This is a genomic window from Micromonospora sp. WMMD1102, assembly GCF_029626265.1.
GTDB lineage: Bacteria > Actinomycetota > Actinomycetes > Mycobacteriales > Micromonosporaceae > Plantactinospora.
Genome location: NZ_JARUBN010000001.1, coordinates 3,531,967 through 3,555,552, shown reverse-complemented (window position 1 = coordinate 3,555,552; position 23,586 = coordinate 3,531,967). Strand labels below are relative to the sequence as shown.

Sequence of the window (23,586 nt, the reverse complement as noted above, 5' to 3'; positions counted from 1 at the left end):
ACGGTGGTCACCGGCCCGGGTCGACTGCTGAGCGGGCACCGGTGCCGGCTGGAGCGGAGTGTCACAAGTGCACATATTCGCAAGCTTGGTGTCAAGTCGGGAGCGCGGCTACGGTCGCCGGTCGGCCTCCTCGGCCAGCTGCCGGGCGAGTGGTTCGATCCGGGCCCGCCAGGCGGTCAGCGCGGTCGCCCCGTCCCCGGCGGTGCCGGCCGGGCCGGTCTGTTCGAGTAGCAGCCGGGCGCCGTGTCCGGTGCCCTCGGCCAGTTGCCAGCGGATCCGGCCGGCGGGTGCTCCGGCGGCTTCCCAGGCGTACTCCAGCAGGCTCGGGGCGTCCAGCGCGGTGACCGGCCCGGCCGGGAACTCGGCGCTGGTGAAGCCCGCCGGCGGCGGCCCGCCCAGCGTGCCGGTCCCGTCCTGTGGCGTGGTCCCGCCGAGTGCCGCCCAGACCGCTTCGGCGGGCCGGGTCAGTTGGCGTTCGAAGCGCACCCGCCAGCCGTCGTCGGTGGTCTCGACGACGCCGTCGGCCAGCCCGAACCGCTCGACGTACGACTCGTGCAGCCGGGCCGACGGGCGTGGCGAGTGGTCGGTCGCCCGGCCGTCCAGCAGGCCGTCCAGGGTGTCCAGGCAGATCTGCCAACCGGAGGCGAAGCTCGCCGCGCCGGCCCGGTCGTCGAAGACGTGGCTGAACACCAGCAGGCATCCGGGACCGTCCGGATGCAACTCGATCCGGAAGAGTTCCTCCTCCCAGCTGAAGGCGAACAGCCGGGGCGGGTCGTACGCGTCGACCCGGCCGACCGACTCCGGCGCGTCCTCGGCGGCGGACCCGAAGCTGAAGGTCATCCGCCCGCCGACCCGGGGGTCCAGCCGCACCTCGGCGGGGAACCACTCGCGGAGGTGTCCGGGCTCGGTGACGGCCGGCCAGACCTTCTCCGGCGGATGCGGCAGCCGGCGCTCGATGCGCAGCACCTGGCGCCCGTCCGCGGTCTCCAGACTCTCGTTCACGTCAACTCCTCGGATTGCGGCTGCCCGGGGTGGGTGGAAGTGTCGGACCCCGATGGCATGGTGTTCAGATGCTGTTCAAGGGCATCGAGTCGACCGGACCACATCCAGCGGTACGGTGCGAGCCAGGCGTCCAGCTCGGCCAGCGGTTCGGGGCAGAGTTCATACCAGCGACGCTGCGCCTCGGGGCGGACCCGGACGAGCCCGGCGTCGCGCAGCACCCGGAGGTGTTTCGAGGTGCCCGGCTGGGTCAGCCCCAACTGCTCGGTCAGCTCGCCGACGGAGCGCGGGCGTTCCCGCAGCAGGTCCAGGATGTGTCGCCGGACGGGTTCGGCGAGCACTTCGAAGGGCGTGGCCATGACCGAGAACATACCGGCTCAGTAATATTCCTGTCAAGGCATATAGGCTCGTCATCGGCAGTACCCCGGAGATTGGGCTCCCGAGATCCGGGTAAGGGGAGTCGGTTCCACGAAGGGAGGGGTCCGCACTGATGCCATCCGACCTGGACAGCGGCACGATCCTGCGGGCGATGGAGGACGCCGAGGGTTACGTCGCCAAGATCTGCTTCAAGACCGGACCACCCGCCCTCACCGGCGTGGAACTGGAATGGACCGTGCACGACGCGGCCGTTCCGAGCCGGCCGCTCGACCCGGTCCGGCTGCGCACCGCACTCGGCCCGTACGCCCCGACCACCCTCGACCAGCACAGCCCCGCCCAACCGTTGCCCCGTTCGGGCACGGTGAGCGTGGAGCCCGGCGGCCAGGTGGAGATCTCCACCGCCCCGCGTCGCTCCCTCGGCGAGTTGCACGAGAGCGCCAGCTCCGACCTCGCCCACCTCACCGAACTGCTCGGCACCGCCGGCCTGGTCACCGGCGCCACCGGCATCGATCCGCACCGGCCGCCGACGCCGGTGGTCGACACCCCCCGGTACCGCGCGATGCGCTGTGCCTTCGACCGGCTCGGCGCCGCCGGCCGGACCATGATGTACAGCACCGCCGGCCTCCAGGTCTGCCTGGACGCCGGCACCGCCGCCGACTTCGCCGGGCGGTGGGCCGCCGCGCACGCGTTCGGTCCGCCGCTGCTCGCGGCCTTCGGCACCGCCCGCCGGCATGCCGGTCGGGACACCGGCTGGGCGTCGGCCCGGATGGCCGCCTGGCAGTTCATCGACCCGGCCCGGACCCGTCCGGCCTGGTCGCCCGCGTCGAGCTCGACGGACCCGGTCGGCGCCTGGGTCCGCTACGCGCTGGCCGCCCCGCTGCTCTGCGTACGCCGGGACGGCGCGGACTGGACCGTCCCGCCCGGGATCACCTTCCGGGACTGGTTGGCCGGCGCGCTGCCCCGACCGCCGACCACCGACGACCTCGACTACCACCTCAGCACCCTCTTCCCGCCGGTACGGCCCCGGGGCTACCTGGAGATCCGCTATCTCGACGCGCAGCCCGGCCCGGAGTGGATCGCCCCGGTCGGCGTGCTCGCCGCGCTGCTCGGCGACGACCGGACCCGGGACGCCGCCCAGGCCGCCTGCGAACCCGTCGCCGGTCGGTGGTGGAACGCGGCCCGGCACGGGCTGCGCGACCCGCTGTTGGCCGGAGCGGCCGACACCCTGCTCGACCTCGCCCTGCGGTCGCTGGACCGCACCGGTCTGCCTCCGGCGACCCGCGAGGAGATCACCCGGATCGTGGCGCGGCGGCTCGCCGCCGCGCGGAAGGGATCGACATGACCACCCGATCGGACAGCCCGCCGAGCGAGTCGCTGCGCGACCGGATCGCCGCCGAACTGACCCTGGCCCGGAAGCGCAGTGTCCGGCTCACCGAGGCGGTCGACGACGACGACCTGGTCCGGCAGCACTCGCCGATCATGTCCCCGCTGGTCTGGGACCTCGCCCACGTCGGCAACCAGGAGGAACTCTGGCTGGTCCGCGACGTCGGCGGCCGCGAGCCGGTACGGCGGGACATCGACGACCTCTACGACGCCTTCAAGCATCCCCGCCGGGACCGGCCGGCCCTGCCGCTGCTCGGCCCGGCCGAGGCCCGGCGGTACGTGTCGACCGTCCGGGACAAGGTCTTCGACCTGCTCGACGGCATCCGCTTCGACGGGAGCCGGCTGGTCGCCGACGGGTTCGCTTTCGGCATGATCGCCCAGCACGAGCAGCAGCACGACGAGACCATGCTCGCCACCCACCAGCTCCGGGCCGGCCCGCCGGTGCTCGCCGCACCCGCACCGCCGGCCGCGGCCGTGCAGGTCGCCGGAGAGGTGCTGATCCCGGCCGGCCGGTTCGACATGGGTACCTCCACCGACCCGTGGGCGCTGGACAACGAGCGACCCGGGCACCCGGTCGAACTGCCGGCGTACGCCATCGACGCGGCGCCGGTGACAAACGCGGCCTACCTCGCCTTCGTCGCCGACGGCGGTTACGCCGACCCGCGCTGGTGGAGCGAGCCGGGCTGGCAGCACCGCTGCTCGGCCGGGTTGACGGCACCGATGCACTGGCGGCCCGACGGCGCCGGTTGGGGCTACACCCGGTTCGGCCGGTTCGCCCCGCTGGTCCCGGACGAGCCGGTGGTGCACGTCAGCTTCTACGAGGCCGAGGCGTACGCCGCCTGGGCCGGCAGGCGGCTGCCGACCGAGGCCGAGTGGGAGAAGGCCGCCCGCTGGGATCCGGTCAGCGGCCGTTCCCGCCGCTATCCCTGGGGCGACGAGGACCCGACGCCGGAGCACGCCAACCTGGGGCAGCGGCACCTCGCCCCGGCACCGGTCGGGGCGTACCCGGCGGGTGCCTCGCCGCTCGGCGTGCACCAGCTGGTCGGGGACGTCTGGGAGTGGACCGCCAGTCCGTTCCTCGGCTATCCCGGGTTCGCGGCCTTCCCCTACCGGGAGTACTCCGAGGTCTTCTTCGGCTCCGGCTACCGGGTGTTGCGGGGCGGCTCCTTCGGCACCGACCCGGTCGCCTGCCGGGGCACGTTCCGCAACTGGGACCTGCCGATCCGCCGGCAGATCTTCAGCGGCTTCCGCTGTGCCCGCGACGTCCGGCCGGACGAGACCGCGTGACCGGTGCAGACCCCGCCGACGGGCGGGACCGGGGCGGCGCCGTACCCGCCCGGCGGGACCGGATCCGCTGATGTGCCGGCATCTCGCCTATCTCGGTCCGGCGCTGCCGCTGGCCGCGCTGCTGTTCGATCCGCCGCATTCGCTGGCCCGGCAGTCCTGGGCGCCCCGGGACATGCGCGGGGGCGGCACTGTCAACGCCGACGGCTTCGGCGTCGGCTGGTACCCCGGGGACGGCCCGCCGGTGCGCTACCGGCGGGCCACCCCGATCTGGTCCGACGCCACCCTGCCGGCGCTGGCCGCCGCGACCTCGGCCGGCGCGGTACTGGCGGCCGTGCGCTCGGCCACCGTCGGCATGCCGGTGGTGGAGACCGCCGCCGCCCCGTTCGGCGAGGGACGGTGGCTGTTCAGCCTGAACGGGGTGGTGGCCGGCTGGCCGGACTCGGTGGCGAGCCTGGCCGCCGGGCTGCCGACCCGGGACCTGCTCACCCTGGATGCCCCGACCGACGCGGCCCTGCTCTGGGCCCTGGTCCGGCACCGGTTGCGGGCCGGGGCCGACCCGGCCGAGGCGGTCGGACGGACCGTCCGGGAGGTGGCGGCCGCGGCTCCCGGTTCCCGGCTGAACCTGCTGCTCACCGACGGTCGGCTGGTGGTGGCGAGCGCCGGCGGGCACGCGCTGTCGGTCCGGGCCACCGGCGGGTCGGTGCTGGTCAGCTCCGAGCCGCTGGACGAGGAACCGGGTTGGCGACCCGTGCCGGACGGCCACCTCGCGGTGGCCACCGCCGGCCGGCTCGATTTCATCCCGACCGGCGGACGGCCGGCGGACGACGGGTGAGGCGGGAGCTGGAAGCGGGTGACTGGAAGGAAGACCGGCCGGACCCGGACAGCTGGGTCCCGCCCGGAGACAGGACCGCCGCCCGGGGCGGCGGTGTCGAACGAGGGAGTGCAGGGTGACCGCGGATCCGTTGGAGATATACCTGGAGGCGGGGGAGCTGGACCGGGCACTGCGGACGGACGTCCGCACCGGGCTCGGCGCCAGCCCCCGCTGGCTGCCACCGAAGTGGTTCTACGACGCCCGGGGCAGCGAGCTGTTCGAGGAGATCACCCGGTTGCCCGAGTACTACCCGACCAGGGCCGAGCGGGCGGTGCTGGCGGCCCGGGCCGGGGAGATCGCCCGGATCACCGACGCGAAGACCCTGATCGAGCTGGGCTCGGGTTCGTCGGAGAAGACCCGCCTGTTGCTCGACGCGCTGACCGCCCGGGGCAGCCTCGGCACCTTCGTACCGCTGGACGTCTCGGTCAGTGCGCTGGAGCAGTCGACCGCGGAGATCGCCGCCGCGTACCCGGGGCTGCGGGTGCGCGGCATCGTCGGTGACTTCACCCGGCACCTGGACCGGCTGCCCACCGGTGGGCGGCGGCTGGTGGCCTTCCTCGGCGGCACCATCGGCAACCTGCTGCCAACCGAGCGGGCCGGATTCCTGGCCGCACTCCGCGCGGCGCTGGAGCGGGGCGACTGGCTGCTGCTCGGCACCGACCTGGTCAAGGACCCCGGCGTGCTGGTACCGGCGTACGACGACGCGGCCGGGGTCACCGCCGAGTTCAACCGCAACGTGCTGCGGGTGCTCAACCGCGAGCTGGGTGCGGATTTCGAGGTGGACGAGTTCGACCACGTCGCGCTCTGGGATCCGGACGAGCGCTGGATCGAGATGCGGCTGCGGGCCCGCCGCCCGATGCGGGTCCGGGTCCTCGACCTCGACCTGGCCTTCGCCGAGGGGGAGGAGCTGCGGACCGAAATCTCGGCGAAGTTCCGGCCGGCGGACGTCGACGCGGAGCTGGCTGCCGCGGGTTTCACCGGACCTGTCCGGTGGACCGACGACGACGGACTGTTCGCGGTGACGCTCGCCCAGGCCGGCTGAGCGTCAGGCGCAGGCACAGGCACACACGCACACCGTCAGCGCCACCGTCAGTGTCACCAGGGCGGGGCATTCGCCGCCGCCGAGCTGCTCGGGTAGGCTCGTCCGCAGCGAAGGGGAGTAGCTCCCAACGTCGTGGTCGACACACTGGTGCGCGCGTGTTCGTGCACCCGGCCACGCGGCCTCACCTCAGGTGGGGCGGGCGAGACCTTCGACTCAGGCAGAAATGCCGGGTCGAGGTCGCCCATACCCTCGCCCGGCGTCGACCGGGAAAGGGTGACATGGAGGATTTCAACACCGCCTTGGCGATCAGCTTCGGCGTCATCTTCGTGGCCGAGTTGGGCGACAAGTCGCAGTTGATGGCGCTCACCTTCGCCACCCGGTTCAAGGCGCTACCGGTGATCATCGGCATCACGGTGGCGACCTCGGTCGTCCACCTGGCCTCGGTCGCCCTCGGCGTCGGCCTCGGCTCCGCGCTGCCGACGGGGTGGATCGCCCTGGTCGCCGGGCTGGCCTTCCTGGGCTTCGGGATCTGGACGCTGCGCGGCGACTCGCTCACCGAGGAGGAGCGGCGCAAGGCGGAACGGACCCGCCGTTCCGCGATCATCGCGGTCTCGATCGCCTTCTTCCTGGCCGAACTCGGCGACAAGACCATGCTCGCGACGATCACCCTGGCCACCCGGTACGGCTGGTTCGGCACCTGGCTCGGCTCCACCGTCGGGATGGTCGCCGCCGACGCGCTGGCCATCATCCTCGGCCGGGTGCTCGGCCGCCGCCTGCCGGAGCGGACCATCCGGTACGGCGCCAGCGTGCTGTTCGGGATCTGCGGTGTCTGGCTGCTGGTGGACGCGGTCCACCAACTGACCTGAGGAGCGCCGGCGGGTGTGGGAGGGCCGGGATACGGGTAGCCGTCCCGGTGGCCGGCGGTCGGGCGGGTCGGCCGGCGGTCCGAACGGAGGATCACTGCATGACCAGGCACGATGAGCCGAACGAGTACGGGTTCGCCGGCGACGTGGCGCTGCCCCAGCCGGAACGTCCGCACAAGCGCGACGTGGTCGAGGAGGAGGCCGAGGAGGTGGCGGTCCCCGGCTCGGACCTGTCGCGCGAGTTCCGGGAGGCGCTCGCCGACTCGGACCAGGTGGACGACGCGGACGACGGCACGCCCGGGTCCTCGTCGCGGTAGTCACGGCACCGTCGACGGCGCCGGCCCCGCCAGGGGGTCGGCGCCGTCGGCGTTTCCGGATGCCGGCGGCTCTGCCCGGCAGGGGTGCTGCGGACCCGACGGCGGCGACTCCGGTGGTACTTGTCGACAGGATTGTGCGGGACTGACGCTACTCAGGGCGTTCGGTCATCTACATTCGGTGGGAACCGTCTGCGACAAGTGGGATCTTTTCACACTGTCGCACGTTTTTCGATCAAATGAAGGTCTTTGCACCCCGACCGGTTGGTGCTGAGACGGAAGGCCGGGGCTGATGGATCTGCAGACTTACCTGCGCGCACTGCGCCAACGCTGGTGGGTGGTGGTGGTGACCGTGATGGCGGCGCTGGGCGCAGCCGGGTTCGTCACGGTACGGGCGACCCCCCAGTACGCGTCGTCGGTGACGTTCTTCGTCACGGCCGGCTCCGGCACGGTCAACGCGTACCAGGGAAACTTCCTCCTCCAGCAGCGGGTCAAGTCCTACGTCGACCTGCTGACCAGCGACCGGCTGGCCCAGAGCGTCGTGGCGGAGGAGCGGATCGGGCTCACCGCGGACGGGGTACGTTCCCGGGTCAGCGCGCGGGTCGAGGCGGAGACGGTGCTGCTGGCAGCCACCGTCACCGACAGCGACCAGACCAGGGCCCTGCGGATCACCGAGGCGCTGGCGAAGCACTTCATCCGGTTGGTGCAGGCCATCGAGACGCCACCCGGGGTCAAGGACCCGGCGATCAAGATCGAGGTGGTCGGCGGTCCCCGGGTGGAGGCCCAGCCGGTCTCGCCACGCCCGGTCCGCAACCTCGTGCTGGCCGGCGCGCTCGGCCTGATGCTGGGCATCGCGCTCGCCCTGCTGCGCAGGCTCACCGACACCACCCTGCAGAACGGCGAGGCGCTGGAGAAGGTCACCTCGGCGCCGCTGCTCGGCTCCATCCCGTACGACGGGCAGGCCCGGTCGAACCCGCTGATCGTGGGTCCCGCCGCCCAGACGGCCCGGGCCGAGGCGATGCGGAAGCTCCGTACCAACCTGCGGTTCGTGGACGCCCAGGAACCCGCCCGGGTGATCGCGGTGACAAGTGCGGTGCAGGCCGAGGGAAAGTCCACCCTCGCCGCCAACCTGGCGATCACGCTGGCCGAGGCGGGCTGGCAGGTGCTGCTCGTCGACGCGGACCTGCGCCATCCTCGGGTCGCCGGCTACCTCGGGCTCGGCGCCGGCGCCGGCCTGACCGACGTGCTGATCGGCGAGGTCGCGGTCGAGGACGTCTTGCAACCGTGGGGTGACAAGTCCCTGCTCGTGCTGCCCGCCGGCTCGGTACCGCCGAACCCGAGCGAGCTGCTCGGTTCGAAGGCCATGGCCGACCTGCTGCTCTCGCTGCGTGAGTTGACCGACATCGTCATCATCGACACCCCGCCGCTGCTGGCCTTCACCGACGGTGTGGTGGTCGCGGTGCAGGCCGACGGCGCGCTGCTGGTGGCCCGGCAGGGCAGGACCCCGAGCGCGCAGACCGCCGCCGCCGCCCAGGCGCTGCACTCGGTCTCCGCCCGGGTGCTCGGCTGCGTGCTGAACATGTCCAAGGAGAACCGGATCGACGTCGAGCAGTACCGGGCGTACCGGCGCGGTGCCCCGGCGGAGACGGTCCGCACCGCCCGAGCCGAGGAACCGGCTGCCGCCGGGCCGGTCCGGGTCCCCCCGAACGGCACCGTGGCCGCCGCGTCCGCGGACAAGACGGAGGAGCTCGACCGGGTACCGCGATGACGCGGGCTCGCCCGGTCGCGGGGTGATCGGGGGATGAGAAATGAAGATCGGCGTTATCTCGTACTGGTTCCCGCCGGAGCCGGCGTTCATACCGGGCTGCCTGGCCGAGGAACTCGCCGCCCGTGGTCACGAGGTGCGGGTGCTCACCGGGTTCCCGAACTATCCGACCGGTCAGGTCTATCCCGGTTACCGGCAGGGATGGCGGCACCGCAGCGAGGAGGGCGGGATCACCATCCGGCGGGTGCCGGTGTACGCCAGCCACGACGGTACGGCGGCCCGGCGTGCGGCCCGGCAGCTCACGTACGCGCTGAGCAGCGCGTTGGCCGCGCCCGGCTTCCTCGCCGGAGTGGACGCCCTCTACGTCTACTTCCCCCCGGCCGGTGCCTACGCGGCGGCTGCCCTGCTCCGGACGCTGCGCCGGGTACCGGCGGTGGTGCACGTGCAGGACATCTGGCCGGAGGCGGTGACGCCGCCACCCGGGGAGTCGGGTCGGGACACCCCGGGCGGGTTCATCCGGGGATTGCTCGACCGGACGATGCGGACGATCTACCGGTCGGCGGCCGGGATCGCGGTCATCTCGCCCTCGATGCGGGACGTGGTGATCGAGCGGGGTGCCGATCCGGAGCGGGTGCGGGTGGTACTCAACTGGACCGACGAGCGGCTGTTCCGGCCGATGGGAACCACTCCGGCGGCTCGCCGGGCGATCGGGCACCGTGGACACACCACGGTGATGCACGCCGGCACGATGGGTCCGTTCCAGCGGGTCGACACTGCGGTCCGGGCCGCCGCGGCGGTCAACGGCAAGGTCGACCTCGACCTCGTACTCGTCGGGTCCGGCCCGGAGGAGGGGCAGACCCGGCAGTTGGCCGAGCAGCTCGGCGCGACGAACGTCCGGTTCCTCGGCTGGCGTCCACCGGCCGAGATGGCCGACCTCTACGCCGCCGCCGAATACCAACTGGTCATGTTGCGCGATCTTCCGGTGCTGCGCGGGTCGGTGCCGGCGAAGTTGCAGGCGGCGCTCTCGGCCGGGGCGCCGGTGGTGGCCTCCGCGAGCGGGGACACCGTCGACCTGGTGGAGCGGGCCCGAGCCGGCCTCTCCTGTCCGCCTGAGGACTGGCAGGCGCTGGCCGACCGGTTCGCCCTGGCGGCGCTCATCCCGAACACCGCTCGGGCGGAGATGGCCCAGCGGGCCCGGGACAGTTACCTGTCCCGGATGTCGTTGCGCGCCGGTGTCGACCAGATGGAGCAGATGCTGGCCGAGGCGGCCGGCCGACGTCGACGGCGTTGATCGGCCGGCTCTTTCTCAATGGATATCGGCCTTATTTGCGAGGCTTTCTCACTGTAAAAGGCTCGGCGCACCATAAGAGCCTGGAAAAGCGAACAGCGAACTCTCAGGCGTGCTATAGAGATATGAGACAGAAACACCGTTGTGTCCAGTTCATCCGACTTAATCGAAAGCGGTGGTGGCAGTGGGGGAGAAGTCCCCGGTGCGGCGGACGAGGAGTCGCCGAGCGGTTCGGCGTACCGTCCGCCGGATCCTGCTCACCACGCTCGTCGTGGGCTGCCTGCTGGCCCTGCTCGGCGGGTGGCTCGGGCTGCGCGGCTGGCAGACCCGGGGACACCTGGAGAACGCCGCCAGCCTCGCCCAGGACCTCAGCCAGCAGGTGCTGGACGGCGAGACCGCACAGGCACGCCGCACGCTGGAGGCGCTGCAACAGCAGACCGCCGCCGCCCGGTCCCGGACCGGTGACGTCGGATGGCGGGCCGCCAGCTCCGCGCCGTACGGCGGCCCGAGCATGTCGGCGGTCCGGGAGCTGGCGGCCGGGCTCGACGAACTCGCCCGGCGGGCGTTCCCGGCCCTGGTCGAGTTGAACCCCCGGACACTGCTGCCCAGCCAGGGGCGTCTCGACCTGGCCACCCTGCGCGGCGCGCTGCCGAGCCTGGTCGAGGCCGACACCGCGGTACGCGAGGTGCGCGACCGGATCGCCGGCCTGCCGAGCGGGGAACTGGTCCCCGCGGTCGAGCAGGCGGTGACCCGGCTGCGGGTCGAGCTGGACCGGTTGGCCGCGGCCACCGGCGTCGCCCGGCGCGCCGCGACCCTGCTGCCCACCCTGCTCGGCGCCGACCGCCCACGGACCTACCTGGTGCTCTTCCAGAACCTCGCCGAACCCCGGGCCACCGGAGGGATCTTCGGTGCCTTCGCGGTCGTCCGGGCCGAGAAGGGCGAGGTCAAGCTGGTCCGGCAGGGCGCCGCCACCGACCTGAACGCGTTCAAGCGACCGGTGGCACCGCTGAGCAGGCAGCAGCGGGCGCTCTACACCGACCTGCTCGGGATCTATCCGGCGGACGTGAACCTGACCCCGCACTTCCCGACCGCGGCCAGGCTCTTCCGGGAGATGTACCTCCGGGTCGTCGGCGGCACCGTCGACGGCGTACTGGCCACCGACCCGGTCGCCCTCTCCTACCTGCTCAAGGCGACCGGACCGGTGGCGGTGCCCGGCTACCCGAAACTCACCGGGCCGACGGTCGTCCGGGCCCTGCTCTCCGACACCTACCAGCGGATCGAAAAGCCGGCCCAGCAGGACCGGTACTTCGCCGCGTCCGCACGGGCGGTCTTCGACGCCCTGCTGAAGCGGACGCTGAATCCCCAGGCGGTGGCCCAGGCGGTCGACAAGGCCGTCACCGAACGCCGGCTGCTGTTCTGGAGCGCACACCCCGACGAACAGCGGGAATTCGTCGACACCCGGTTGGCCGGCGTACTGCCGGAGCAGGAGACGGTGAGCAACGTCGGTGTCTTCCTCAACGACGGCAGCGGCGCCAAGCTCGGCTACTACCTGCACCGCTCCGCCGAACTCGGCGTCGGCGACTGTCGGGACGACGGCAGCCGAGAACTCCGGCTCCGGCTCACCCTGCGCTCCTCCGCCCCGGCCTCCGGGCTCAGCGAGAGCGTCCGCGGGCTGGCGATGTCCGGCGACCCGTACACCATCCGGGTGCTGGTCTCGGTGTTCAGCCCGGTACGCGGCTCACCGTTGAACGCCCGGCTCGACGGTCGGCCGGTCCCGATGGGCGGTGGCGTCGAGCGGGGGCGCCAGGTCGGCGTGACATCCGTCGACATCGGACCGGGACGTACCCGCGTACTGGAGGTCAGCCTGCTCACCCCGCCCAAGACCAGCGGCGAGGTCGGGTTGTGGCTGACTCCCGGCGTCACACCATGGACCACCCGGGTCGGTTCCGCACCGGCGTGTGGCCGATAGGCACACGTCAAAGCGGGCCAGCCATTCGAAGTGAACACGACATGCGATTCGAAACGAACGTCATGCGATCAGTAGAGAGAGGTTCCGTCATGCGGCTATCCCGCATCATCGGCCCGGCCATGGCGATGCTCGCCATGGTGGGCACGTTCGCCGTCGCGGGCTCGCCCGCACAGGCACAACCACTGCCACAACCGCCGTACCCGCCGCAGCCGCCGACGCTGACCACCAGCTCCTCGACCGTGGTCGTGGGTGAGGTGTTCACCGTCTTCGGCACCGGATTCGGCGGGAACGAGCCCGTCCAGGTCACCTTCACGTTCGCTCCGCTCGCCGCGCCGGTGCTCGGCACGCAGCGCAACGCCGCACCGAACTCCGGCGGAGTCGGTGCCATGCTGCGCAAGGACGGCTGGACCGGCAAGGACGGGAAGGACGGCGAGGACGGCAAGGACGGCCGACACCCCGTCTGCCGCCGGGTGCCGAACGTGTACCGCGACCCTCAGGTCATCACGGTCCGGGCCAACGTGACCGGCAACTTCCAGTTCCGGGTCCAGTTCTGCCGCTCGGGTCAGCTGACCATCACGGCACGCGGGCTGATCACCGGTCGGACGGCGAGCACCACGGTCACCGTCCTGCGGCAGCACCACCCGCATCCGCTGCCGGTCACCGGCAGCAGCACGGGCTCGCAGATCACGCTCGGCGCGACGCTGCTGGCCGTCGGTGTACTGCTGGTTCTCGTGGCATTCGCATGGCGGGCCAAGTCCCGTAGGCGTGGCCGGTCCCGGGTGTTGAGCCCGGTCGGCTGAGACCGCGGCACCGCGGTCGACTGACGTACTGACGGGCGCCTGCCGGACGAACTGTTCGTCCGGCAGGCGCCCGCGTCCGTACCGGTGACGCTCCCGGCGCTCCGGTCCGGGGTGGTACCGGCCGTGCCGCTCCGGGGTGGCGGTGGCTATGCCGGTCCGGTAACGGTGGCTATGCCGGTCCGGAGTCGAGCCGGCAGCCAGGTCCCTGGGCCAGTCGTTGGAAGTCGGGGCACTGGAGGAAGTCCGCCACCGGGCAGTGCAGCGCATGGTCGATCAGGTCCCGGGAGGCGGTGGCGACGGCGATCCGGCGATCCAGTTCGTCGCGGTGCCGCCGGAGTACCGCCCGGCGGTCCGCGCCGTCCTCGGCGCCGAGCATCAGCCGGAGCTGGTCGAGGCCGATGCCGACCTCGCGACCGCGCATGATGATCGCCACCCGGGTGAGGTGCGCGGTGCTGTAGCGGCGTCGGCCGTTGACCCGCCGGCCCGGCGTGAGCAGTCCGACGGACTCCCAGTGCCGCAGCACGTGCGTGGCCAGCCCGAACCGGGCGGCCAACTCGCCGATGGTCAGCTCGGTGCGGTCGGCCCCGGCCGCTCCGACCGAATCAGGACTTGACTTCATGTTGACATTAACATGCAGAGTTGGCCCCATGGTCAAGCGAGAGAACGCCCGCCGGGCCTGGGACCGGCGGGCCGCGAGCTACGACAGGGCCGGCGACCGGATGGAGCGGCTGACGATCGGTGACAGCCGGGAGTGGATCTGCGCGCGGGCCCGGGGCCGGACGCTGGAGGTCGCGGTCGGCACCGGTCGCAACATCTCCCGGTACGACGACGACGTGGAACTGGTCGGCATCGACCTGAGCCCGAACATGCTGACGGCGGCCCGGCACCGGGCGGCGGTGCTCGGCCGGCGGGTCGAGTTCCGGGAGGGCGTGGCGGAGCGGCTGCCCTTCCCCGACACGACCTTCGACACGGTGGTCTGCACCCTGGGGGTCTGTGCGGTCGCCGACCGGCACGCGGCACTCGCCGAGATGCGCCGGGTACTCCGGCCGGGCGGCCGGTTGCTGCTGCTCGACCACGCGGAACGGCGCTGGCTGCGCGGGCGCCCCGCCGACCTCGCCCTGCGACTCGGCTTCGTGGCCGAAGCCCGGGACCGGCTCCGGCTCGGCCTGATCGAACGGCTTGCCGCACGTCGCACGGCCTGACCGGACGGCATACCGGGTGGTCCGACCGGGGCCGTCGGCGGTGGTCAGGTCGGAGCGGCGGTCAACCGACCTCCAACAGCGTCTTGCCCAGCGTCCGGCGGGACTGGATGGCCGCGTGCGCGTCGGCCGCCCGGTCCAGCGGGAACCGCTGCCCGATCACCGGACGCAGCCGCCCTGCCGCCGCCTCGGCCAGCGCACGGCGGGACAGCTCCCGCAACTGTTCCGGTGACCGGGCCGGCGACCGGACGACGACCGCCCCCCGTTCCTTCGCGACCTCGTCCGGAATCTCCGTCCAGCTACCGCTGGCCAGACCGAAAGTGACCATGCGTCCACCCCGTTCGAGCAGGTCGAACGCCGACCGGCCCAGCACGCCGCCCACGCCGTCGAAGACGACGTCGAGCCCGCCGACCCCGGCCCGGACCCGCTCCGCCCAGCCGGGTGCCGAGTAGTCGACCGCGAGGTCCGCGCCGAGATCCCGGGCCAACTTCACCTTCCGGTCGCCACCGGCGACGGCCGCCACGGTGGCACCCGCAGTACGGGCCAGTTGCACCAGCAGGCTGCCGACGCCGCCGGCCGCCGCCTCGACCAGTACCCGCTCCCCGGGGCGTACCTGGGCGGTCTCCAACAGCAGCAGTGCGGTACGCCCGTCCGCCAGCAACGCCACCGCGTGCTCCAGCGGCAGCCCGTCCGGCACGTCGAGCAGCCCGTCGGCGGGCACCGCCACGCGTTCGGCGTAACCGCCCGACCCGCCCGTACCGCTGACCACCCGCCGGCCACGCAGCGCCGGGTCGACGTCCGGGCCGACCTCGGCCACCACGCCGCCGACCCCGTTGCCGGGGACCGTCGGCAGCCGCATCGGGAACGGGCCGGTGCCGGCCCGCAACTGGGTCTCCACGAAGGTGATGTTGGCGAACTCGACGGCCACCACCACCTGTCCCGGCCCGGCGACCGGGTCGGGGGTCTCCGCCGCCACCAGCCGCTCCGGCCCGCCGAACTCCCGCAGCCACACCGCCCGCATCACAGCTCCCTCCGGCCCACCGGCACCCGTCGCGGCCAGTGAACAACCTCGACCGCGGTCGAGGTCAACCCGGCGGCCCCGCCGCGCGGCGTAGGCTCGACCGGTGAGCCTCACCGAGCCGATGCCGGGGGAGACGCTGCCGCCGGGCACGGGGGCGGGCGCCGACACCGAGCCGACCAACCTGCTGCTGCCCGGTCACGACGTGCCACTGGGCCGCTACACCACTGTGCGCCGGCTGTTGCCGCAGCGACAGCTGCGCACCGTCGGCGCCTGGTGCTTCGTCGACCACTTCGGTCCGGACGACGTGGCGAACCGCCCCGGCATGGGGATCGGCCCACACCCGCACACCGGGCTCCAGACGGTGACCTGGCTGGTCCACGGCGAGATCCGGCACCTGGACAGTCTCGGCAACGACCAGCTCATCCGGCCCGGCCAGCTCAACGTGATGACCTCCGGGCACGGCATAGCACACGCGGAGTACTCGCCGCCGGAGCATCCGCCGACCCTGCACGGTCTGCAACTGTGGGTGGCGCTGCCCGACGCCGCCCGCTCCGGCCCGCCCGGCTTCGCCCACCACGCCGACCTTCCGGTGCTGACCGAACCGGATTACTCGGTGACCGTACTCGTCGGGGAGCTGGCCGGGGTCCGCTCGCCAGCGGTGGTGCACTCGCCGCTGCTCGGCGCGCAGCTCTGGCTGCCCGAGGGCGGTCCGGCCCGGTTGCCACTGACCGCCGGTTTCGAGCACGGCCTGCTGGTGATGTCCGGGGCCGCCGAGGTCGACGGGGTCGCGCTGAGCCCGGGTTCACTGCTCTATCTCGGCTCCGGCCGTCGGGAACTGGCGCTGCGGGCGACCGGCCCGACCCGGCTGATGCTGCTCGGCGGCGAGCCGTTCGACGACGCGCTGGTGATGTGGTGGAACTTCGTCGGACGGTCGCACGAGGAGATCGCCGAGGCCCGCGCGGACTGGGCGGCCGGCAGCCTCCGGTTCGGCCGGGTACACGGCGACGACTCGGACCCGCTGCCGGCCCCGTCGATGCCGACCACCCGACTGAAGAGCCGCGACCGGCACGGACGTACGGTCGGCTGACCAGTGCTCTGCCCGGCGGTCCTGCCGCGCCGGTCCCGCCCGGAGGCGCGGGCGGCGGTGCTGCGCGAGCACGGCCGGGGCGAGGACAGATACCACGAAATCGCCCCTTGAGCAGCGAAAGAACGTGCCTTTCCGCACAGTTTCCCGGATTTCTGGCCGAACGGTCTATCCCGGATCGTAGGATGGGTGCGCGGCGTCAGCCAGCCCGGTTCGGGCCGGCTCCCGCGATCCGGTGAGCGAGTCCGGTTCGGACGTGTGGCCTCACCGGAGTACTGGCGGACGTGGCGCCCGGCAAACGCGCACAGCGCGTACGTGTCGGGCGCCCCGTCCGGTGCCTCGTCCCGGGCTCTGCTGTCTACTGCTCAGCGGGCCAACCCGGCCAGCAGGTTGATGGTCGCCGCGATGATGACCGCGCCGAACAGGTACGACAGCAGCGCGTGTCCGAGCGCCGTTGTCCGCATCGTCTTGCTGGTCAGGTCGGTGTCGGAGACCTGGAAGGTCATCCCGATGGTGAATGACAGGTACGCGAAGTCGGTGTACCTCGGCGGCTCGTCGTCGTGGAAGTCCACCCCGCCGTCGTCGCCGGTGTAGTAGAGCCGGGCGTACCGGGCGGTGAAGACGGTGTGCACGACGGTCCAGGAGAGCAGCACGCTGACGATGCCGAGTCCGATGTGCAGTTCCCGGTCGAGGCCCCGGACCTCGTGGTCGGTGGCGAGCAGGATGCCGATCGCCAGCAGGCTGGCCAGGCCGGCCCCGAGCAGCACCACGTCGCGTACCGGGCGGCTCGGGTCCTCCCGGACGGCCAACTCGGCGGTCTGCCCGGGGTCGCGGTACCACAGCACCGCCCAGGCCCACGCCAGGTAGGTCGCCGCCGCCGCGTCCCAGCCGATCACCGGCCCGAGCAGCGGCGACAGCACGAGTGTGCTCGGTATGCCGACACCGAGCCCGACCAGCGTGATCACGGCCATCTGGATCGAGGCCCGGGGCGGGTCGTACCAGGGTTTCCCCCGCATCTGTGGACCGGGCGGGTCAGATCTGGCGCATGTGCCGGGCGACCCGCTGGTGCGTCCGGTCGCGGGTCTTGGCGGCCAGCTCCGCCGGGCTGGCGTCCGGGGCCAGGTCGGTCCTGGCGGACCGGGCCACCTCCTCGGTGTTCTGGTAGTCGACCGGCGGCATCCCGCGCAGCGCCTGGAGCACCTCGCGGGGTGCGCCCGCGCGCTCGGCCTCCCGGACGATGTCCTCCTTGGGCGCGGGAAAGTCCATCGACTTCAGATACCGCAGCACGTCCGCGTTGGTCACCATGGGATCCCGCTCCTCGCCGGTCGTCCGGTTCACCGGCCGGATACCCGTTGTACGTGCCCGCACGCCTGGCGATGTCCACCACCCCGGCCCGCGCCGGGCCGTCTGTTGGCCGGCGCCGTTCGATCAGCCCGCCCGGTATCGTCGACCGAATGCGCGAAACACCCGTCCGGTACCGGTCCGGTGACGAGGACAGCGGCCGGTGGATCGACTTTCCGTTCCGCCCGGGTGACATCGTGATCAGCACCCGCTCGAAGAGCGGCACCACCTGGATGCAGATGATCTGCGCGCTGCTGGTCTTCCAACGCCCGGAACTGCCGGCGCCGCTGGCCGAGCTGTCACCCTGGTTCGACTGGCTGGGCGAGCCCCGGGACGAGGTCGTCGCCGCGCTCCAGGCACAGCCGCACCGCCGGTTCGTCAAGACACACACCCCGCTGGACGGCATTCCGCTCGACGAACGCGCCAGTTACGTCGTGGTGGCCCGGGAGCCGCTGGACATGGCGGTGTCGCTCTACCACCAGAGCGGCAACCTGGACCGGGAGCGGGTCGCGCGGCTAACCGGCCAGCCCGCGCCGACCGGCCCGCCCCGGGTACGCCCGCCGGTCCGGGAGTGGCTGCTCTCCTGGATCGACCACCAGGCGACTCCGGCCGACGAACTCGACTCCTTGCCGGGGGTGCTGTGGCACCTCACCGACGCCTGGGGCCGCCGGCACCGGCCCAACGTGCTGCTGGTGCACTACGCCGACCTGTCGGCGGACCTTTCCGGACAGATGCGCCGGATCGCCCGGTGGCTCGGCATCGAGGTCCCGGAGCAGCGCTGGCCCGTGCTGGTCGAGGCGGCCGGCTTCACCCGGATGCGGGACCGCGCCGCGGAGCTGGCGCCGGACCGGTCCGGGGTGCTCAGGAGCCCGGCGGCCTTCTTCCGGCGCGGCGGCACCGGGGCGGGCCGGGAACTGCTGCGCCCCGACGAACTGGCGCACTACCGGCGTCGGCTGGCCACGCTCGGCCCGCCGGACCTGGTCGCCTGGCTGCACCGCGCACACGCCGACCAGCCGTAGCGGCACCGATCCCGGCCGCGCGTCGCGTACAGCCGGGCGGCGGCGCATGGAACGGCAGCGCCCGGAACGGCAGCGCCCGGGGGACGGCCTTGGGGGGCGACGGCGTCGGGCGACGGCGTCAGGGGGAAGGTGTCGGGGCGACGGCGGCCGCCAGGTCGCCAGGTCGCCAGGTCGCCAGAAGAGTGTCTGGTGGCGAGACTGTCGAGCTGCCCCGCTTGTGCACCCGCTCGGAGGAAGCGCGAGCGGGGCCGAGTGTCCCATCCGTGCGCCCAGCTCGACAGTCGGCGCTCGAGACGTCTACTGGCAGCGGTCGTGGCCGGACTGAACGGCATGGCCGGCGCGGCCGGCACGGCCGGACCGACTAGCACGGCGACTGCCTCAGGCCACGGCGCCGGTCTCGCGGAGTTCGCTGATCTGGGCGGCGTCGAGCCCGAGTTCGGCGAGCAGCTCGTCGGTGTGTTCCCCGGGCTGCGGCGGCGGCCGGCGGATCGCCCCCGGCGTACGGCTGAACCGGGGCGCCGGGGCCGGCTGCTCGGCTCCGGCGTGGTCCACGAAGACCTCCCGGGCGGCGAGGTGCGGATGGCGGGGCGCCTCCCGCCAGTCGAGTACCGGCACCACGCAGGCGTCGGTGTGCTCCAGCAGCGCGGCCCACTCGTCCCGGGTGCGGGTGCGGAAGAGTCGGGCCCAGGCCCGGTGCAGCGCCGGCCAGTTCGTCGGATCGGTCCGGTCCAGCGCCTCGTCCGGCGGCAGCGGAAATCCGGTCAGCCGGACGAGTTCGGCATAGAACCGCGGCTCCACCGCCCCCACCGCCAGGTGCCTGCCGTCGGCACACTCGTAGGTGTCGTAGAACGGTGCGCCGCCGTCGAAGATGTTCCGGCCACGCTCGTCACCCCAGAGGCCCATCCCACGCAGTGAATGGATCATCGTGGCGAGCAGCGACACCCCGTCCACCATGGCCGCGTCGACCACCTGCCCGGTGCCGCCGCCCCGGACGGCGAAGAGCGCGCAGACCACCCCGAGGGCCAGCAGCATGCCCCCGCCGCCGAAGTCGCCGACCAGGTTCATCGGCGGTACCGGTCGCTCGCCGGGACGGCCGATCCCGTGCAGTACGCCGGTCAGGGCCAGGTAGTCGATGTCGTGCCCGGCGTTCCCGGCGTTCGGCCCGTCCTGTCCCCAGCCCGTCATCCGGCCGTAGACGAGTCGGGGGTTCAGCGCCAGGCAGTCGTCCGGACCCAGCCCGAGCCGCTCGGTGACTCCGGGCCGGAAACCCTCGATCAGTACGTCGGCGGAACGGACCAGGTCCAACACCACCTGCCGGCCCTCCGGCGTCTTCAGGTCGGCGGCGAGCGACCGGCGGCCCCGGTTCAGCAGGTCGGGGTGCGGGGTGCCGAAGCGTTCCGGCCGGACCTCGGTGACCCGGTCGACCCGGAGCACCTCGGCGCCCAGGTCGGCGAGGACCATCGCGGCGAACGGTCCGGGGCCGATCCCGGCCAGCTCGACGATCCGGACGCCGGCCAGCGGACCGGCGCCGGCAGGTGGAGGTGCGGTCATCCGTGCACGATAGGCCACGCCATCCCTCCCAGTCGCCGGGCCGACGCCGTAGCCGATCACGGGCCGGGCTGCCGCCGATCACATCCGGCTCGGCGCGGTTGCCGGCTGGCCTCAGCGGCAGGGCTTATCGTCACGGCGTGAAGGCGCTTGGTCACTGGCGGTTGGTCGGCGCACCGGCGCCCGGCCGGGCGGAGCGGCTCGGCCGGCTCGTCGGGCTGCGCGTGCTGCGCATCCCCGGCGTACCCAGGGTGCTGGTCGTCGCCGGCTCCACCGACCGGCTCCGGGACCTGCTGGCCCGTCCCGTCTCCGTGCTGCCGACCAGCGGCGCGATGGTCGTGCTGGCGTACTGGCGGGCGCCCCGGCGGGGCTGGTCGGGCGGGATCGGGGCACTGGAGCATTTGTGCCGGCACCGGGTGGCGCTGCCTCGTCGGGGCCGGGGGGTCGCCGTCGTCACCGTCCGGCTCGCCCGGCCGGTACAGCTGCGCGAGGTACTGCGGGCGGCGCTGGCCGCGCTGGCACCGTCCCGGCCGCTGCCGGCCCCGGCCGGGCCGGACGTGACCAGCCAGGCGACGCTGCCGGCGTACCTGGGGTCGGCTGGGACGGTGCTGCTCGGCGAGCTGGCCGGCAGACCCGAGATCCGGGCACACGACGTGCTGCTGCGGGCGCCGCTCGGCACGGGCGCGTCGTCCGGCCCGTCCGGGCATGCGGTCGGCTGGTCCAGCAGCCGGCACGGGAACGAGTTCAGCAGCCGGCACGGGAACGAGCCATCCGACCCGTCCGGTTACGCGGTCGGCTGGTCCACCGGCCGGCACGGGATCGGGCCGCCCGGGGCGGCCCCGGTGGTGCTTGTCGACGGCCTGCGGGTCAACCCGCGCGGCCGGCGGCCCGACTGCCACCACCCGGACGCACCCCGGGTACGCCTCGACTTCGTGCCTGCCGGGCGCCGCCCCGCCGGGTCGTACCCGCTGGCCGGACCCGGACTGACCGCGCCGGTGCTCGCCGCGCTGCGCCGGACCGGCGTGGTCGACTGCCCGGAGGTGCCGGACGCCGAGCCGGTGGCGGTGGCCGCGCTGCTGGTCCAGCTCGCGACGACCGGCGCGGTGCTCCGCGTACCGGCGCTGCCGCCGCGGGTCGCCGCGCTGATCGCCCCGGAGCTGCGGGCAGTGCTGGCCGCGCCGCTGCCGGAGAGCGGGACGTTGGCGCTGGAGGCGCGCAGCGTGCGGCAGCGGCGCGCGGCGCTGCGCGGGCACGCCACCGGCTTCGCCCTGCCCCGGCTCGCCTCGACGGTGTTTCCCGGGCTCGGCCCGGTGCCGTCGGTCAGCGCCGTACTGCCGACCCGGCGCCCCGAACGGCTGCCGGCGGCGGTCCGGATGCTGCTCGGGCAGACGTACCCGGAACTGGAGATCGTGCTCTGCCTGCACGGCGTGGAACTGCCGGAACCGGTCCGGGCCGCGCTCGCCGGCTCCGGCCGGCCGTACGAGATCGTTCGGGTGCCGGCCGGCGCCAGTTTCGGTACGGCGCTCGGCGTCGCCACCGGGCGGGCCCGGGGCACCCTCGTGAGCAAGTTCGACGACGACGACAGCTACGGTGCCGAGCACGTCTGGGACCTGGTGCTGGCCCGGCACTACTCCGGGGCGACGCTGGTCGGCAAGGGCTCCGAGTTCGTGCACCTGGAGAACCGGGGCGTGACGCTGCGCCGGCCGTCCGGCACCGCCGAGTCCGACTGTGTGGTGGTGGCCGGCGGCACGATGCTGATCGCCCGGGGCGACCTGGAGGCGGTCGGCGGCTGGCGACCGGTGCCCCGCTCCGTCGACTTCGGACTGTTGGACCGGGTACGGCGGGACGGCGGCGGGATCTACCGGACCCATCCGCTCGGCTACGTCTACCACCGGCGGGGCACCGGGCACACCTGGGACCCGGGCGAGGAGTACTTCCTCGACGACGCCGTCGCGTACTGGCCGGGGCTGCCCGCCGAGGTGCTGGACGGGGGCGATCCGACGCCCGGTGGCCGGCCCGATATCCCCGGTTGTAACCTGCGGTGCGGTCGGAGGTGGTAGGACTAGCGGGTGGGCATCGTGTCACCAGGCTTCCAGGGCCGACGTCGGCAGTCCGGGCCTAACCTGCCGCCGGGACAGTACCTGACCGAGGACTTTCCCGTGCTCTCCGCCGGCCCCACCCCCCGGGTGCCGCTGGCGGACTGGGAATTCGTGATCACCAACGAGACCGGTGCCGAGTTCCGGTGGAGCTGGGACGAGATCTGGGCGCTGCCCACCGAGACGCCGACGGTGGACATCCACTGCGTCACCCACTGGTCGAAGCTCGGCACCGACTGGGAGGGCGTCTCCCTGGACACCCTGCTGGAGAACGTCGACACCGCCGCCGACTACGCGCTTGTGCACTCGTACGGCGGCTACACCACGAACCTTCCGCTGGACGACCTGCGTGACGGGCAGGCCTGGGTCGTGCACCGCTACGACGGCGCCGACCTGCCGGCCGAGCACGGCGGCCCGGCCCGGCTGCTGGTGCCGCACCTCTATTTCTGGAAGTCCGCGAAGTGGGTGCGCGGCATCCGCCTCGGCCTGACCGACGAGCCCGGTTTCTGGGAGACCGCCGGCTATCACGATTACGGTGACCCATGGCGCGAACAGCGGTACCAGGGAGACTGATGAAGCGGACCGGCTGGTGGGTCGGCCGGCTGGTCGACCGCCGGGACGAGACCGTTACGGCCGGCACGCTGGTGCTGGAGGTGCCGGACTGGCCGGGACACCTGCCCGGCCAGCACGTCGACCTGCGGCTGACCGCCGAGGACGGTTACCAGGCGGCGCGCAGCTACTCGATCTCGGCACCGGCCGACGGGGACCGGATCGAGGTGACCGTCCAGCGGGTGACCGACGGAGAGGTCTCGCCGTACCTGCTCGACGGCCTCTCGGTAGGCGACCGGATCGAGGTCCGCGGCCCGGTCGGCGGGTACTTCGTCTGGCGGGCGACCGATCCCGCGCCGGTGCTGCTGGTCGGCGGTGGGTCCGGCATCGCACCGCTGATGGCGATGATCCGGGCCCGCCGGGAGGCGGACAGCCGGGTCCCGTTCCGGCTGGTCTACTCGGTCCGCTCCGATCAGGACATCTACTTCGCCGACGAGCTGCGCCGGCGGGTCCGGGACGACCGGGGCCTGGACGTCGCGTACGTCTACACCCGGAAGGTGCCGGAGGGGCTCTCCGCCCAGCCGCACCGGGTCGCCGTCGCCGACCTGAACAGCCACGGCTGGCCGGCACAGCTCGAACCGGTCAACTTCGTCTGCGGCCCGACCGGCTTCGTCGAGGCGGTCTCGGACATCCTGGTCGCGCTCGGGCACGAACCCCGACGGATCAAGACCGAACGTTTCGGTCCGACCGGCTGAGAATCGCCAAGAACA

General features: G+C 73.0%; 23 protein-coding genes. 16 read left to right on the top strand and 7 right to left on the bottom strand.

Annotated features, from left to right (window positions below; translation table 11 throughout):
• Positions 1–108: 108 nt before the first annotated feature.
• Complete coding sequence (locus O7626_RS15900) at positions 109–1,002, bottom strand: SRPBCC family protein (protein WP_278061941.1); 894 nt, start codon at positions 1,000–1,002, stop codon at positions 109–111.
• On the bottom strand, positions 999–1,358 hold the full coding sequence (locus tag O7626_RS15895) for a metalloregulator ArsR/SmtB family transcription factor (RefSeq protein ID WP_278061940.1): 360 nt from the start codon (positions 1,356–1,358) through the stop codon (positions 999–1,001). The genes O7626_RS15900 and O7626_RS15895 overlap by 4 nt, the downstream gene beginning before the upstream one ends.
• A 131-nt stretch (positions 1,359–1,489) precedes the next feature.
• Between O7626_RS15895 and egtA the strand changes: the two genes are divergently transcribed.
• The 10 genes from egtA (at position 1,490) to O7626_RS15845 (ending at position 12,959) form a co-directional block, all read left to right on the top strand.
• Positions 1,490–2,719 carry an ergothioneine biosynthesis glutamate--cysteine ligase EgtA gene (egtA, locus tag O7626_RS15890; protein ID WP_278061939.1) on the top strand — a complete coding sequence of 410 codons (1,230 nt, stop codon included), beginning with the start codon at positions 1,490–1,492 and terminating at the stop codon, positions 2,717–2,719.
• The gene (gene egtB, locus O7626_RS15885; RefSeq protein WP_278061938.1) at positions 2,716–4,047 is read left to right on the top strand and encodes an ergothioneine biosynthesis protein EgtB; all 1,332 of its coding nucleotides are present in this window, start codon (positions 2,716–2,718) and stop codon (positions 4,045–4,047) included. The genes egtA and egtB overlap by 4 nt, the downstream gene beginning before the upstream one ends.
• 70 nt (positions 4,048–4,117) lie before the next feature.
• Entirely contained in the window at positions 4,118–4,879 is a 762-nt protein-coding gene (gene egtC / locus O7626_RS15880; RefSeq protein ID WP_278061937.1) for an ergothioneine biosynthesis protein EgtC, read from the top strand.
• 115 nt (positions 4,880–4,994) lie between these two features.
• Positions 4,995–5,960, top strand: coding sequence for an L-histidine N(alpha)-methyltransferase (gene egtD, locus O7626_RS15875; protein WP_278061936.1), 966 nt, complete (start codon positions 4,995–4,997; stop codon positions 5,958–5,960).
• Positions 5,961–6,238: 278 nt separating this feature from the next.
• On the top strand, positions 6,239–6,826 hold the full coding sequence (locus O7626_RS15870; protein ID WP_278061935.1) for a TMEM165/GDT1 family protein: 588 nt from the start codon (positions 6,239–6,241) through the stop codon (positions 6,824–6,826).
• Between the two features lie 98 nt (positions 6,827–6,924).
• A complete protein-coding gene (locus tag O7626_RS15865) occupies positions 6,925–7,140 on the top strand; it encodes a hypothetical protein (RefSeq protein WP_278061934.1) in 216 nt (71 codons plus the stop codon).
• 289 nt (positions 7,141–7,429) lie between these two features.
• Complete coding sequence (locus O7626_RS15860; RefSeq protein ID WP_278061933.1) at positions 7,430–8,905, top strand: polysaccharide biosynthesis tyrosine autokinase; 1,476 nt, start codon at positions 7,430–7,432, stop codon at positions 8,903–8,905.
• A gap of 40 nt (positions 8,906–8,945) precedes the next feature.
• Positions 8,946–10,193 carry a glycosyltransferase family 4 protein gene (locus O7626_RS15855; RefSeq protein ID WP_278061932.1) on the top strand — a complete coding sequence of 416 codons (1,248 nt, stop codon included), beginning with the start codon at positions 8,946–8,948 and terminating at the stop codon, positions 10,191–10,193.
• Between the two features lie 199 nt (positions 10,194–10,392).
• Positions 10,393–12,159 (top strand): DUF4012 domain-containing protein, encoded by a 1,767-nt coding sequence (locus O7626_RS15850; RefSeq protein ID WP_278061931.1) that lies wholly within the window; start codon positions 10,393–10,395, stop codon positions 12,157–12,159.
• 89 nt (positions 12,160–12,248) lie between these two features.
• The gene (locus O7626_RS15845; RefSeq protein WP_278061930.1) at positions 12,249–12,959 is read left to right on the top strand and encodes a hypothetical protein; all 711 of its coding nucleotides are present in this window, start codon (positions 12,249–12,251) and stop codon (positions 12,957–12,959) included.
• 169 nt (positions 12,960–13,128) lie between these two features.
• On the opposite strand, the gene O7626_RS15840 is transcribed toward O7626_RS15845, so the two are convergent.
• Positions 13,129–13,578: a MerR family transcriptional regulator gene (locus O7626_RS15840; RefSeq protein ID WP_278061929.1), complete on the bottom strand. Its 450-nt coding sequence runs from the start codon at positions 13,576–13,578 to the stop codon at positions 13,129–13,131.
• A gap of 28 nt (positions 13,579–13,606) precedes the next feature.
• Here O7626_RS15840 and O7626_RS15835 point away from each other — a divergent pair, with 28 nt between their 5' ends.
• Positions 13,607–14,161, top strand: coding sequence for a class I SAM-dependent methyltransferase (locus tag O7626_RS15835; RefSeq protein WP_278061928.1), 555 nt, complete (start codon positions 13,607–13,609; stop codon positions 14,159–14,161).
• A gap of 61 nt (positions 14,162–14,222) precedes the next feature.
• Here O7626_RS15835 and O7626_RS15830 read toward each other — a convergent pair whose 3' ends face one another.
• The gene (locus O7626_RS15830; protein WP_278061927.1) at positions 14,223–15,179 is read right to left on the bottom strand and encodes a zinc-binding dehydrogenase; all 957 of its coding nucleotides are present in this window, start codon (positions 15,177–15,179) and stop codon (positions 14,223–14,225) included.
• A gap of 103 nt (positions 15,180–15,282) precedes the next feature.
• On the opposite strand from O7626_RS15830, the gene O7626_RS15825 reads away from it, so the two are divergent.
• Positions 15,283–16,266, top strand: coding sequence for a pirin family protein (locus tag O7626_RS15825; RefSeq protein WP_278061926.1), 984 nt, complete (start codon positions 15,283–15,285; stop codon positions 16,264–16,266).
• A 362-nt stretch (positions 16,267–16,628) separates the two neighbouring features.
• On the opposite strand, the gene O7626_RS15820 is transcribed toward O7626_RS15825, so the two are convergent.
• Together O7626_RS15820 and O7626_RS15815 are read right to left on the bottom strand one after the other, a co-directional pair.
• Positions 16,629–17,279 carry a DUF1345 domain-containing protein gene (locus O7626_RS15820; protein WP_278061925.1) on the bottom strand — a complete coding sequence of 217 codons (651 nt, stop codon included), beginning with the start codon at positions 17,277–17,279 and terminating at the stop codon, positions 16,629–16,631.
• A gap of 16 nt (positions 17,280–17,295) precedes the next feature.
• Entirely contained in the window at positions 17,296–17,568 is a 273-nt protein-coding gene (locus O7626_RS15815; RefSeq protein ID WP_278061924.1) for a DUF2795 domain-containing protein, read from the bottom strand.
• Between the two features lie 149 nt (positions 17,569–17,717).
• Here O7626_RS15815 and O7626_RS15810 point away from each other — a divergent pair, with 149 nt between their 5' ends.
• A complete protein-coding gene (locus O7626_RS15810; protein WP_278061923.1) occupies positions 17,718–18,623 on the top strand; it encodes a sulfotransferase domain-containing protein in 906 nt (301 codons plus the stop codon).
• Between the two features lie 378 nt (positions 18,624–19,001).
• Here O7626_RS15810 and O7626_RS15805 read toward each other — a convergent pair whose 3' ends face one another.
• The gene (locus O7626_RS15805) at positions 19,002–20,174 is read right to left on the bottom strand and encodes a CaiB/BaiF CoA-transferase family protein (RefSeq protein ID WP_278061922.1); all 1,173 of its coding nucleotides are present in this window, start codon (positions 20,172–20,174) and stop codon (positions 19,002–19,004) included.
• A 137-nt stretch (positions 20,175–20,311) separates the two neighbouring features.
• On the opposite strand from O7626_RS15805, the gene O7626_RS15800 reads away from it, so the two are divergent.
• From O7626_RS15800 to O7626_RS15790, 3 genes are read left to right on the top strand one after another with little or no spacing between them, the layout of a single operon-like run.
• Positions 20,312–22,231, top strand: coding sequence for a hypothetical protein (locus O7626_RS15800; RefSeq protein ID WP_278061921.1), 1,920 nt, complete (start codon positions 20,312–20,314; stop codon positions 22,229–22,231).
• An 18-nt stretch (positions 22,232–22,249) separates the two neighbouring features.
• Positions 22,250–22,840, top strand: a complete 591-nt coding sequence (locus tag O7626_RS15795; RefSeq protein WP_278066179.1) for a molybdopterin-dependent oxidoreductase — start codon at positions 22,250–22,252, stop codon at positions 22,838–22,840.
• Positions 22,840–23,571: a ferredoxin reductase gene (locus O7626_RS15790; RefSeq protein WP_278061920.1), complete on the top strand. Its 732-nt coding sequence runs from the start codon at positions 22,840–22,842 to the stop codon at positions 23,569–23,571. Before O7626_RS15795 ends, O7626_RS15790 begins: the two co-directional genes overlap by 1 nt.
• The last annotated feature ends 15 nt before the right edge of the window (positions 23,572–23,586 follow it).